Genomic DNA, 11,958 nt, shown 5'->3' on the forward strand with positions numbered 1-11,958 from the left:
ATATGCTGTTTATGGCGGCTGTTCTATTGCTTGTAATCCTCACAATTTTTTATCTGGTTAACAAATCAACACATAGACAGGACAACAAAGATGTTCTAGATATTCTGAAAATAAAATATGTTCAAGGTGAACTGACAGAAGAAGAATATATGAAGAAAAAAGAGCTGCTGTTAAAAAAGTAGGAAGAAAGATTTAGGATGATGGACAATTCAGTCATGCTCCTGTAAAATCAGAATGAGGTGATTGAATGAAGTATCAGATTATGATGGTTGAAGATCAAAAGGATATACGAGATATTGTAGTTAAATACCTAGAAAAAGAAGATTATGAGGTTCTCATAGCTCAAGATGGTTTTTTAGCGCTCGAACTTTTTAGTCAATCTTTGATCCATCTCGTCCTACTTGATATTATGATGCCCGGCATTGATGGATTTGAGGTCTTGAAAGAGATTCGAAAAATATCCGATGTGCCGGTAATTATGTTAACAGCAAAGAAAGAAGAGATAGATAGAATAAAAGGCTTTGACCAAGGTGCGGATGACTATGTTCTTAAGCCGTTTAGTCCGAGAGAACTTATGGGTAGAATTAAAGTCCTATTAAAAAGGGTTTATCATGAATCGGAGACTATGATTTATAGATTCAAAGATTTAAGTTTACACATTGGAAGCATGAAGCTATACAAAAATCAAGAGGAGATCACGATTACATCTGCGGAGTATGGCTTGTTATGCGTGTTTTTCAAAAATCAAGGTCAGGTTCTTAGTAGAGAGCAGCTTATTAGATTAGCCTATGGAGTGAATTATGAAGGCTATGACCGCAATATCGATAGTTATATCAAGCGTATTCGACAAAAAATAGAAGTCGATTCAAAAAAACCGGAAATACTAGTAACAAAATATGGTGCCGGTTACATGTTTGGAGGTAAATGATGGTATCTATAAGACAACAGTGGTTAGGTGTTCTTATCTTTATAGCCGTCCTTTCTGTAGCTGTTAATGCCTTGGTTCTTAGTGCACTTATTAATCGATATTTTGTTGAATATACGACACAAAATTATAAAGCACATGTGGAACAAATTACTTCTTACTCAAAAAGAATATTGGAAGAATCAAATACCAATATAACACAAATGGCCATGGATATGGAAACACATCTAAGTGACCCGATTACGAGTATTAAGTTATATGATGCCCAAGGTGGGCTTTTGATTGATGTGGCACGAGAACAGAGATTAGGACCGGATATGATGCGCGAAGGCATGATGTTTAGAATGATGGGTAGTTTCTTTGAGGAAATGGATTTTATTGAGATCCAAGATGATAGAGGCATAAAAATCGGTCAACTTAATATTTTACGCTATAGCTCTCTTGAAAACTCAATGGCAACAAGGATGTTTAGAGTGGCACTTTTTACCAATAGTTTGATATCTATAGGTTTGGTGTTGATTTTATCTGTTGTTATAGGCTTGATAGTGAGCAAAAAAATGAGCAGAGATCTTGCAGATACGTCTGTTATGGCACAGAAGATTGATATTGGAGAAGAATTGGAGATTCAGTCATCTAAAGTCATGGAGATCCGAATCATACAGGAACGCTTGGAAGCACTAAGATCCAAGTTAAAGCTAAAGCAAAGAAGTCGAAAAAATCTGACAGATGCGTTATTGCATCAAACAAGAACACCTTTAACAATTTTGAAGTCACATTTTGAAGGCTATGAGGATGGTTTAATTCATTTTTCAAAAGATGAATTAAAAACCTGTGAGAACCAAATAGAAGATTTAACAGCGATTATTGAGAATATGAGTGGTATGATTGATGCAGATCAAGATATGGATAAAGCTAGAATTGAAGAGTTTGATCTTCATACGATGTTAACTAGAATTGTAAAAGGTTTATCTGTCCAATTTGAAAGAAAAGATGTGGCTTTGAGACTCGATAATCATATGAAGATTAAAATGAAAACAGATCCTTATATGCTGAGCCAGGCAATTTATAATATTTTGACCAATGCTTATAAATATACCAATGCTAAAGGCCAAGTACTACTGGATTATCAAGAAAAAGAAGGAAATATAAATATTACTATTAAAGATGATGGTATAGGTATTGATAAACAAGAGCTACTCTATATCTTTAATGCTTATTACCGAGGCAGTAATGCTAAAGGAACACAAGGAGAAGGCATAGGTTTGCATGTTGTGAAGGAAAACATAAAAGGAATCGAAGGCACTGTTGTTGTGACTTCAATTCTGGGTGAAGGTACTGAATTCGATATTTGGATACCGAAGGAGATTCAGTAAGAAGCCGTTTTAGTCCTTGGTTAAATCAACAATGGTATTCCATAGCATCTTAAGCTTCTTTTTAAAAGATAAAGATGGTTAAAGTATCAAAATTAAGTTTCACTAAGTTCACATACCATATATAGATTATGTTGATATATTCGTAACTATATATGGTATGTGAAAGTTCAACCATATCGTTTTGACACTTTAACCAAAGATAGAATAAATCATATAGTACAAATAAAAAGACGATTAATAATCGTCTTTTTATTTGTATGAATAACTTAATAATAAAATATATTAATAAAATAATTAAAATGAAGAAATTAAACATTAATAAAAACATAATATATTATTATTGAAAAATAATAAAAAAAAATCTTTATATTAAAATAATAATAATTATTATTAAAAACAAGATAAAAAAATATTAAAAATTGATGAAAATTAATTGTTTTTTTCCGAGACTTATGGTATGATGATTCTAATATTATTTCGGGAGAGTGATGATATGTTACGTTTCAAAAACATGCGCCAGCGTGTTGAGTTTGCCTACGAAAGAATGAATATCGATATTTACTATGAAGGTGATTACCGTTACACCATTGAGCATCATAGTAATCATAAGATTTTTGAAAAGCTGTCTGAAGAACAGGTGGATGAAGTCTTGAATCAGATATGGCAGGAACTAAAAGTAGAAAAAGTTGGGTAGGGGACTGGTATGCATGGATTTCAAGAGATTAGAGCAGATGTTCTGATTAATAGTGATGATTTGAGAAGAAGATTCAAAGACGTTAGAGAGCTGGTACATAGCCGAGGGAATGCGGGCGTGTTGGTCAACAATCGAGTTGATATGGTTCTTATGGATATTGAAGTGTACAATAAATTAATTGAAAATCAGTCTATAAGCCAGGGTGAATCCGTTTAGAAAGATGGGTTTGCCTTTTATTGTTAGAAAACAAATCGGTGAAGGGAGATAAATGATGAAGAGCTTTAACATGTACATACCAACAAGAGTATATTTTGGCGAAGGTGCTATTAAGGATTTGAACATTGAAATAAAAAAATATGGTGATAGGGTTTTAATGGTTTATGGACACGGAAGCATAAAACGTAACGGTATTTATGAGGATGTCATGGCTGCTTTTGAGTTAGGTGATATTAGCTATGTAGAGCTTTCGGGTGTTGATGTGAACCCTAGGTTAGAAACGGTGAACGAAGGGGTAAGACTCTGCTTATCAGAGGGGATTGATTTTATTCTTGCCGTAGGTGGTGGAAGTGCTATTGATTGTGCAAAAGCTATAGCTGCAAGTGTTTACTATGCAGGTGACCCTTGGGAACTTGTGACCTATAAAACTAAAATTCAAAAGGCTATGCCCTTAGGCGTAGTATTAACACTTTCTGCAACAGGTTCGGAACTTAACGGTAACGCTGTAATAAGCAATATCCAGTTAAAAGAGAAGCGAGGGTTTTCAAGTGAATGGATGTGGCCTAAGTTTTCTATAATGGACCCAACCTATACCTATACTGTATCTCAGCATCAAACGGCTTGTGGTATTGTCGATACCTTAACCCATTTATATGAATTTTATTTTAGTGCTAAAGATGAGGCAGAGCTCTCGGATGCTATGAGTGAAGCCATTATGGCAACGGTCATTAAATACGGCAAAAAAGCCATGAGCGAGCCTGACAATTATGAGGCTCGATCCAATTTGATGTGGGCAAGTGCAGTTGCTCTAAGTGGGATGGCCAATCGAGGAAAAACATTTGAAGGGTTTAATCACGCAGTTGAACACGGGCTAAGTGCGATTTATGACATAACCCATGCGGATGGTCTAGCCATATTGGCCCCCTATTGGATGGAATATGTTTTGGATGAAAAAAATGTGATTAGATTCGCCAGATTTGCCAGAAAAGTATGGGGCATCGTTGGTGAAGAGGATATGAAAGTTGCAAAAAAGGGCATTGAGCGTACTAAAAGGTATTACGAGTATTTGGAAATGCCGAGTAAGTTGAGTCATTTGAAAATAGATGATGCACGTTTTGATGAAGTTATTGATCATGCTTTTTTAGGTGAAACTATAGGTCATTTAAAAGCTTTAAGAAAACAAGATGTAAGAAGAATTTTAGAAGCGGCATTATAAGGGAAAGTATTACTGGTAACAATTAAGGTTAAAGGGTCAAAACTAAGCGTAATACTATAAAAGAGGCTATGTCAAAGAATTCGACACAGCCTCTTTTTATTTCATGCAACATTGTTTGTATTTTTTTCCACTACCACATGGACAAGGATCATTTCGTCCTATTTTTTTATCTTTTATGATAATTTTAGATTGATTATAAGATTTTTTAATTTCTTTTCTTTTTTTCAAGGTGAATATGTTATCCCAAGCAGGGAGGTTATAGAGCCAGTCAGCTTTAGCATGTAACATATTAAAATAAAGCTTTTCAAGATCGACATCAAGGTGAACCATGCTACTTGCTTTGACATCTTCTAATATAAGTTCATCTTTGAGGCTTGTATTAATTCCATCCAAGAATCCGACCAAGGTTTTATGATCCATGTTGTAAGTTTTGGCTAAATCAGATACAGTTCCTTTAATAATCTGATTAGGTGTGGTGAGTATTGCTTCATAAATAACCTGTTCTTTAGGAAGATAATCTCCCCAAAAAGCATCATATGCTTCCCCGTTTCTATCCTGATAGGCAAGATCCTTCCAATCTGATATAAGTGACATAATAGATATCCTTTCTTCTGTGTCTATAATCAATGATTATTATAGCATATATGGTTAAAGAATCAAAACTAAGTTTCACTAAATTCACAGATAGGTGGAGGTGGAATTTTATTATATAGGTCGGACACTACCTCTTTCTATTAGAGAGTAACTAGCAACATATTTGGTGATTTTATTAGGGCTTTCTTTATCCATAAGACTTAGGAGAAGTTCTGCTGCTTTGGTCCCGACCGCATGGGTGTCAGTATGGATGGTTGTTAGTGGTGGCTGATAGAAAGCTGAAACATGAACATCATCAAAACCCATTATGGAAATGTCATCAGGCACTTTTAACCCCATTTCGTTAGCACAACTGATTGCACCAATAGCCATAAAGTCGGTGCTAGCAAAAACAGCTGTAGGCCGGTCAGAAGGATTCTTAAGTAATATTTTCATAGCTTCATAACCACTTTCAATACTAAAGTCACCTTCTGTCATTCTACTTGGGTTAAGAGGTAGGTTGTGGAGCTCATGAGCAAACCTATACCCTCTTTTACGCTCTAGTCCGGCTGCTTCATCATAATCAGGTAAACCAATAAAGCCAATATCTTGATGGCCCATTTGAATTAAATACTCTGTAGCGGTTTTAGCAGCATAGAAATCATCATGAATAACATAAGGCATATCGATATAATTGCTTTTTTGTCCAATCATGACAATAGGAATCTTATAATTTTTCAACATGGCATAGTGTTTCTTAGCAAAACCTGCAGCAAAATATAATATACCATCCACCCTCTTTTCTTTAAAGGTATTAAAAATACTTAATTCCTCATCAGCATGGTATCGACTGTTTGCAAGCATGATATTATAGTTGTTGGCTTTTAAAACATCGGTGATAGCATTGATGGATTGACTAAGCGAACTCATACTTAGCTCTGTAACGCAAATCAGGACCCCAATGGTGTAGGTTTTGTTTTGTTGAAGTTCTCTTGCCAGTGAATTGGGTCTATATCCGGTTTCTTTTAGGACGGCCTCCACCCTTCTTCGTGCATCTTCACTAACTTTTGCTGTATTGTTGATGACCCTTGAGACAGTACTAATCGAGACACCGGCACAATTGGCCACATCTTTGATGTTCATTTAGTCACTCCTTGAAAATTTTCATAGTTGGTTAAAGGGTCAAAACTAAGTTTCACTAAATTTACATACAATATATAGATTACGTTGATGCATTCATAACTATATATTGTATGCAAAAGTTCAACTATATAGTTTTGACACCTTAACCATAGTTTAATAGTTACATTTTACTAGATAGATATATTTAAGTCAATTGACATAAAGCATAGAAAAAAGACAGTAGATTAGTAAGATTAGCCGGAAGTAGAAATGTAAATAGATACTAAAATCATGAAATTGCCTTGCAGGATACTACGAAAAGCTTTTCGAATCAATCAATGTTATTTTCTTTTAAAATGTCAATTATTTATAAAACCATATAACTATATGGTGGTTAAAGGGACAAAACTAAGTTTCACTAAATTCATATACTATATATAGGTTGCATTGATACATTCGTAATCATATATGGTATGTGAAAGCTCAACTATATAGTTTTGACGCTTTAAGCATATGCTATAATTGCCATGCTGAGAATGAAATTCATATACAGCTTGTAGCAGTTCGCCGCCTCAAGTGTTAGATATTGCAGGTGAATTAGAATCTATTAAAACGGAAAACAGTCATTTATCATTCCAATTGTTGGAAAAGGATAAAGAGATTCTATCCTTAGAAGAGACGGTTAATACTTTGAAAAATGATATCTAAGCATTAAAGCTAGAGCTTGCAAGTAACTCTAGTGGGCCTAGCTCTAGTGTTTCAAATACATTAGTAGATGTCATTGAAGCGATGAGTAATCAAGACTTTTCGACCTGATTCACGTTTATTCATCTTACCCAAGGGGTTAGATTCACGCCGTATACTTATTTGATACTGTAAACGATGTGGTCTTTACCGGCGCGCAGGTTGCTAATATGGATGTAGATTCATTGGTTATAGTATGGGGCGCTTATAATGGAACAGGCGATCCGATTTAGATGGCAGCTTTGGATTATTTTGAGGCCTTTGTGTATGATGAAGATCATATGAATCCCCATATAATGGGATTCAATACGACGATACAGACAGTATGATTGATAATTGGGAGGTTATTTATCCAAGTGGTGATTACTTTGAGTATTATTTTACTGGCTTTGACCCTACATATATGGGTATGGATTGGTCCAGCCTAATTTTAGTTTATGAAGAGGCAGGAGGGGGTTGGTATTTGGTTGGCATCATCAATCACCGGTGGACAATCTAATAAAACAACTTCACCAGATGATCCCCTAGCTTGTAAGTTCGCCTAATCTATAACCAGGAAAACAATGGTATTTCTACCATTATTTTTTGCTTGATACATAGTGGAATCGGCCATGGATAGAACATCTTTTTCTTTCATATCTTCATGAAAAGCAATGCATCCAATACTAAGACCGGTTCGGGTTTCATTCATTTTTATTCCTATTTTAGCAATCATATCGTTATAGTCCTTAAGAATGCTTTCTAAGCACTTTTGGACTTTTTCTTTTGTCATTGATTTGAAAATAATTAGGAACTCATCACCACCAAGACGACCGCTTAAAGTGGACTGGGCAGATAGTTTTTTTAATATTTCACCCAAATTTTTTAGAACAAGGTCACCCTTATGATGACCGTAGTTGTCATTAATAATTTTGAAATGATCAATATCAATTATAGCAAGGTAATAATCTTTTAGATTGACAGCATTCAATAAGTGATTAAGATTCTCTAGAGCATAGTTTCTACTATATAACTTTGTGAGATCATCATATAGGTAGGCTTGATAATATGACTCACGCATGACAATCGTCTCTTTGATCATCTTAAAAGTATAAATGGTTTTTAAGGTTGCAAAAAGTAAAGTGCTCCTATATAAGCTTGGATTGCTATAAGGGTAATTACTAATTATATAGCTTATATAGGTAGTGTGGATTAAATATAGTAAGATTGCACCATATAAAAGCCAAATCTCTTTAAACATAGGCTTATTACGATAATACAGAAGGACAAAATCGACTAGCACATACAAGGCAAGTGAAATGGAATAAAGTTGGAAAATAAAAAAATAAGGTCCTTTAACAGCGGTGGGCGTGCTACCATACTGAACGCCTCTAGTTATGAACAATGTATCGTTCATAAAGATTAAGCTAATAATGATAGTGCTTATAAAAAAAGCGATTATGAAAGGGATGATGGTTTTCTTCTTGGTCATCCAAGATGTGGCACCTACGATTACAACAGCCAATAAATTATAAGACAGATATACCAATCTCGAATAATTAAAAATCTGTAGATCGGAGCTAGCATGTGTCAATAGTAAATAGAACACCAAAGTTATAAGTATGGAGCATTCAATAAGAACAGCTTGGCCCACATATTTAAGATGCTGCACAAACAATGTTGTAATAATGTATAACGTTATTAGAATGAGTAAAATTATAATTGTGGGTAAAGTTCCGAGTAGAGTGAGATTAATATCAAAAGTATTGTCTAAAATATTCACCATCCCACCATCCCTTCATTATGAACAACAATTTTATAGTTGCCGTCTTTTTTTGCTTCATACATAGAAAAATCAGCATGTATAAGAGCATCGTGCCCACAATAATCATGAAAAGCTGCTATACCGATGCTGAGACCAATAGATGGGTCGGGAATGTTATTTTGTATTAGAATCATTTTGAACTTTGCAAAAAGCGCATCTAAGAAATCGTGAATCTGTAAGGATGTAATTGAATCATCATAAAGGAGTAGAACAAACTCGTCTCCACCATAACGACAGGGGAGAAAATTGATAGGATTGCCTTCAAGTAGATAGTCAGAAAAATCAACAAGCAGCTGATCCCCTATCAAATGCCCGTATTGGTCGTTAACTGTTTTGAAATAATTAACATCAATAAAGAGTAGGGTACCCTTTTCAATGTGGTTCAAAGAATTGAGAAAATAGCTTCTTGAGTATAAATGGGTCAAGCTATCGTGGGTTAATTTTTCATAAAGGTAATCTTTTTCAAGAATAACCTTTTTATAGCGAACAAGAAATATAAAGATGGACATGAAGACCAAAATCAGTGAAAAAATCCAATCGTAAGACCTTAAGGATCCAAACTTATAAATAATCCAGTATACTAAGGCATAGTAAATTAATAGAGAAAGATAAAAAGCGAGATATAGAATATATTTGTTTAAAAATCTATGGATTATTTCATATAAAGTCAAATAAAAACAATATAAAATGACCAAACTTAAATAGATGATAAATAGTGGGAGCATAAAACGATAGTTGTAAAGGCTAAGACCATAAAAAACTGGTACTAGAATGAAATAAAAGAAAGAAAGCCATGGATTTTTGCGTTGGAAAATGTATATGGTGGCACATAGAATTGAAAAAAGTATGCCATAATCAAGAAAAAGAATGAGTGTCGTATAGAGTAATTTATCTACTGAAGATGGTTTGGATATTTGTATGAGTAGAAAGTAATTGCTTGTTAACAAGCTTATGAATACAAAGGTGAAATAACTAATCAGATAGATGAGCAGTCGATCTTTGTCAATATAAATATAATATAAAATAGAAAGCAAAGAAAAGGCACCTACCATCACAATAGCGATAAGTGTACCAATAAAATTTCCATTTACTGTAAGTGTATAGATAGGATCAACCAACATAGTATTTACCCCTTAGGCATTCCAACACTCTAATCTCAATAGGTCAATTGTACCATATAATATAGGTCCCATCAATGGATAACTGATTTCTTTTTTTTAATTATATAAAGTCGATTGCGTGTCGTATCAGTTTGTGGGATAATATAAAAGTTAAAGAGCTAAAGACATATAGATAGGACTATTATTATAGATTAAGAGGTTGGGAAAATGGATAAAATTGCAGTGCTAGGACCGAAAGGAACATTTACAGAGCTTGCGACAAAAAAATATCTGGAAACACAAAGTTTGGAGATGGAGTTAGCCTACTATTCTTCCATGCGTAAAACATTTGAGGCAGTAGGTAACAACTGTAAATATGGGGTTATACCCATCGAAAATACTTTAGATGGATTTGTACAGATCATCTTGGATTTGCTAACCCATACGAACCTCAAGATCATTCATGAGATAGTGCTGCCGATTCGATTTGCTTTTGTAGGAAACAGTACGTGTATCAAAGATATTAAAAAAGTATATGCCCAGTTTAAATCGGAAAATCAATGTTTGGATTTCTTGGAGCAGTTTAGAGATGTTGATATCATTACAACAGCAAGCAACAGTCAGTCTTATGAAGAAGTTATAAAAGGTCATGATGGGGTAGGCGCTATTATCCCAATACATATGCTTCATAACCGTCATGATTTCAGGATGATAATAGAAAACATTACAGACTCCATGGACAATGAGACAAGATTTATTATAGTATCTCAGCATCTAAATGAAGAAGTAGTCGCCAATCGATCTTGGAAAACCTTCTTTGTAGTTAGTGATGATTTAGACCGTCCGGGCCTATTATGTGACATATTGAATACTTTTTCAAGAGAAAAAATCAATTTAAAATCTATTATATCTAGACCAACAAAAACAGGTCTAGGGAATTATAATTTTTTCATAGATATTGATGGGTGCTATCAAAAAGATGAGCATGTGCGAGAAGCCATTGCTCATGTTTATGATAAATACAATATTAAAATATTAGGTTCATATTATAGAGTTCTTCCTAAAGAGGATGAGAAAAAGTGATTGGACTAAAAATTCTTAACATATCCAATGCCGATAACACCTTTACCAAGATGACAACCAACTGCAGGTGAAATTGGTGCATCAATAAGTGAAGATGTATCAATGCCAACTTCTTCAAAACGTGCTTTAACGGTTTCAAGATGCTCTGGTGCTTCTGTGTGAAAAAGGAAAATGAAGCGCGTGTCGGCACCGTTATTGGTGGATTCAAAGAATCTTTCGATGACTCGGTTTATAGCTTTTTTGGTGGTTCGTATTTTTTCAGAAGCTACAATCTTACCTTCCTCATTCATTTCAAGGAGCGGTTTTATTTTCAACATGGAAGCCATAAAAGCAGCACTATTAGATAAACGGCCGTTTTTTACTAAATATTTAAGATCATCAACCATAAAATAGATATAATCATTTTCTTTTATTTTTTCAAGGTGGTTCAAAATAGTATCAACAGAAGCACCTTCCTCAACTAGACGGTAGGCTTCCATTGCCATATAGCCTGTGATATAAGAGGCTGAACCACTATTAAAAGGATGAATAATTAAGTCATCAATATAGCTCTTTGAAAGGCAAACACCTTGATAGGTTCCACTTAAGTTTTCAGATATAGAAATATAAATGGCATCGGTATACCCTTCATCTTTAAGCTTTTGATAGATATCAAGAAGTTGGCCTGGTGAAGGTTGAGCGGTTTGAGGAATATCTTCAAGACAATCCAGTTGGTTATAGAAGTCGCTAGGTTTAAGATCAAGTCCGTCCATGTATTCTTTTTGGTTCATTATGATGGTGGTTCTTGCTATTTTTACATTTTCATAGCCTTTTATATAATCAAGTCCACTTGTACTACATGTGATAATTGCTATTTTACTCATAGATACCTCACTTAAGTCGTATTTGGGCTTTGCTTGCTCGTAATTAGGTGTCGAAATAAAGTTGATTATAATCCTATACTGTCTTAAAGATATAATATCATAAAAGAAGATAATTTTGAATCTGAACTTAAAGAAACTTTGACTTTAAAAGCATATATGATTAGTAAAATCTAAAATAAAAACGCCATATTCTTGTTAAATAAGAAATTTGGCGTTTTATATAAAGCGCGAAACGAGATTCGAAC

At 34.2% G+C, this 11,958-nt stretch carries 14 protein-coding genes; 9 read left to right on the forward strand and 5 right to left on the reverse strand.

Annotated features, from left to right (window positions below; translation table 11 throughout):
* The 6 genes from AC6F8J_RS13565 to AC6F8J_RS13590 all read left to right on the forward strand — a co-directional run.
* The coding region (locus AC6F8J_RS13565; protein ID WP_500724062.1) for an SHOCT domain-containing protein at positions 1 to 182 on the forward strand (182 nt) is incomplete at its 5' end.
* A gap of 65 nt (positions 183 to 247) precedes the next feature.
* Positions 248 to 928 (forward strand): response regulator, encoded by a 681-nt coding sequence (locus tag AC6F8J_RS13570; RefSeq protein ID WP_500724064.1) that lies wholly within the window; start codon positions 248 to 250, stop codon positions 926 to 928.
* Positions 928 to 2,298, forward strand: coding sequence for an ATP-binding protein (locus AC6F8J_RS13575; RefSeq protein ID WP_500724066.1), 1,371 nt, complete (start codon positions 928 to 930; stop codon positions 2,296 to 2,298). Before AC6F8J_RS13570 ends, AC6F8J_RS13575 begins: the two co-directional genes overlap by 1 nt.
* Positions 2,299 to 2,791: 493 nt before the next feature.
* Positions 2,792 to 2,992, forward strand: a complete 201-nt coding sequence (locus AC6F8J_RS13580; protein WP_500724068.1) for a hypothetical protein — start codon at positions 2,792 to 2,794, stop codon at positions 2,990 to 2,992.
* 9 nt (positions 2,993 to 3,001) lie between these two features.
* Positions 3,002 to 3,208, forward strand: a complete 207-nt coding sequence (locus AC6F8J_RS13585; protein WP_500724070.1) for a hypothetical protein — start codon at positions 3,002 to 3,004, stop codon at positions 3,206 to 3,208.
* A 55-nt stretch (positions 3,209 to 3,263) separates the two neighbouring features.
* Positions 3,264 to 4,424, forward strand: coding sequence for an iron-containing alcohol dehydrogenase (locus tag AC6F8J_RS13590; protein ID WP_500724071.1), 1,161 nt, complete (start codon positions 3,264 to 3,266; stop codon positions 4,422 to 4,424).
* A gap of 96 nt (positions 4,425 to 4,520) precedes the next feature.
* Here AC6F8J_RS13590 and AC6F8J_RS13595 read toward each other — a convergent pair whose 3' ends face one another.
* A complete protein-coding gene (locus tag AC6F8J_RS13595) occupies positions 4,521 to 5,018 on the reverse strand; it encodes an SEC-C metal-binding domain-containing protein (protein WP_500724073.1) in 498 nt (165 codons plus the stop codon).
* A 111-nt stretch (positions 5,019 to 5,129) separates the two neighbouring features.
* Positions 5,130 to 6,140 (reverse strand): substrate-binding domain-containing protein, encoded by a 1,011-nt coding sequence (locus AC6F8J_RS13600; RefSeq protein ID WP_500724075.1) that lies wholly within the window; start codon positions 6,138 to 6,140, stop codon positions 5,130 to 5,132.
* 555 nt (positions 6,141 to 6,695) lie between these two features.
* Here AC6F8J_RS13600 and AC6F8J_RS13605 point away from each other — a divergent pair.
* Together AC6F8J_RS13605 and AC6F8J_RS13610 are read left to right on the forward strand one after the other, a co-directional pair.
* Entirely contained in the window at positions 6,696 to 6,827 is a 132-nt protein-coding gene (locus AC6F8J_RS13605; RefSeq protein WP_500724077.1) for a hypothetical protein, read from the forward strand.
* A 361-nt stretch (positions 6,828 to 7,188) separates the two neighbouring features.
* Positions 7,189 to 7,362, forward strand: coding sequence for a hypothetical protein (locus tag AC6F8J_RS13610; RefSeq protein ID WP_500724078.1), 174 nt, complete (start codon positions 7,189 to 7,191; stop codon positions 7,360 to 7,362).
* A gap of 42 nt (positions 7,363 to 7,404) precedes the next feature.
* Here AC6F8J_RS13610 and AC6F8J_RS13615 read toward each other — a convergent pair whose 3' ends face one another.
* Positions 7,405 to 8,628, reverse strand: a complete 1,224-nt coding sequence (locus tag AC6F8J_RS13615; RefSeq protein WP_500724080.1) for a diguanylate cyclase domain-containing protein — start codon at positions 8,626 to 8,628, stop codon at positions 7,405 to 7,407.
* Entirely contained in the window at positions 8,622 to 9,788 is a 1,167-nt protein-coding gene (locus AC6F8J_RS13620) for a diguanylate cyclase domain-containing protein (protein WP_500724082.1), read from the reverse strand. The genes AC6F8J_RS13615 and AC6F8J_RS13620 overlap by 7 nt, the downstream gene beginning before the upstream one ends.
* Before the next feature lie 207 nt (positions 9,789 to 9,995).
* On the opposite strand from AC6F8J_RS13620, the gene AC6F8J_RS13625 reads away from it, so the two are divergent.
* Positions 9,996 to 10,850 carry a prephenate dehydratase domain-containing protein gene (locus tag AC6F8J_RS13625; protein ID WP_500724084.1) on the forward strand — a complete coding sequence of 285 codons (855 nt, stop codon included), beginning with the start codon at positions 9,996 to 9,998 and terminating at the stop codon, positions 10,848 to 10,850.
* Between the two features lie 5 nt (positions 10,851 to 10,855).
* Here AC6F8J_RS13625 and AC6F8J_RS13630 read toward each other — a convergent pair whose 3' ends face one another.
* Positions 10,856 to 11,713 carry a DegV family protein gene (locus AC6F8J_RS13630; protein ID WP_275840935.1) on the reverse strand — a complete coding sequence of 286 codons (858 nt, stop codon included), beginning with the start codon at positions 11,711 to 11,713 and terminating at the stop codon, positions 10,856 to 10,858.
* Positions 11,714 to 11,958 lie beyond the last annotated feature (245 nt).

The organism is Petrocella sp. (assembly GCF_059865615.1).

Coding starts and splice junctions, on each gene's coding strand:
- AC6F8J_RS13570 (WP_500724064.1), top strand. CDS start 248: ATGAAGTATCAGATTATGATGGTTGAAGATCAAAAGGATATACGAGAT.
- AC6F8J_RS13575 (WP_500724066.1), top strand. CDS start 928: ATGGTATCTATAAGACAACAGTGGTTAGGTGTTCTTATCTTTATAGCC.
- AC6F8J_RS13580 (WP_500724068.1), top strand. CDS start 2,792: ATGTTACGTTTCAAAAACATGCGCCAGCGTGTTGAGTTTGCCTACGAA.
- AC6F8J_RS13585 (WP_500724070.1), top strand. CDS start 3,002: ATGCATGGATTTCAAGAGATTAGAGCAGATGTTCTGATTAATAGTGAT.
- AC6F8J_RS13590 (WP_500724071.1), top strand. CDS start 3,264: ATGAAGAGCTTTAACATGTACATACCAACAAGAGTATATTTTGGCGAA.
- AC6F8J_RS13595 (WP_500724073.1), bottom strand. CDS start 5,018: ATGTCACTTATATCAGATTGGAAGGATCTTGCCTATCAGGATAGAAAC.
- AC6F8J_RS13600 (WP_500724075.1), bottom strand. CDS start 6,140: ATGAACATCAAAGATGTGGCCAATTGTGCCGGTGTCTCGATTAGTACT.
- AC6F8J_RS13610 (WP_500724078.1), top strand. CDS start 7,189: ATGATTGATAATTGGGAGGTTATTTATCCAAGTGGTGATTACTTTGAG.
- AC6F8J_RS13615 (WP_500724080.1), bottom strand. CDS start 8,628: ATGGTGAATATTTTAGACAATACTTTTGATATTAATCTCACTCTACTC.
- AC6F8J_RS13620 (WP_500724082.1), bottom strand. CDS start 9,788: ATGTTGGTTGATCCTATCTATACACTTACAGTAAATGGAAATTTTATT.
- AC6F8J_RS13625 (WP_500724084.1), top strand. CDS start 9,996: ATGGATAAAATTGCAGTGCTAGGACCGAAAGGAACATTTACAGAGCTT.
- AC6F8J_RS13630 (WP_275840935.1), bottom strand. CDS start 11,713: ATGAGTAAAATAGCAATTATCACATGTAGTACAAGTGGACTTGATTAT.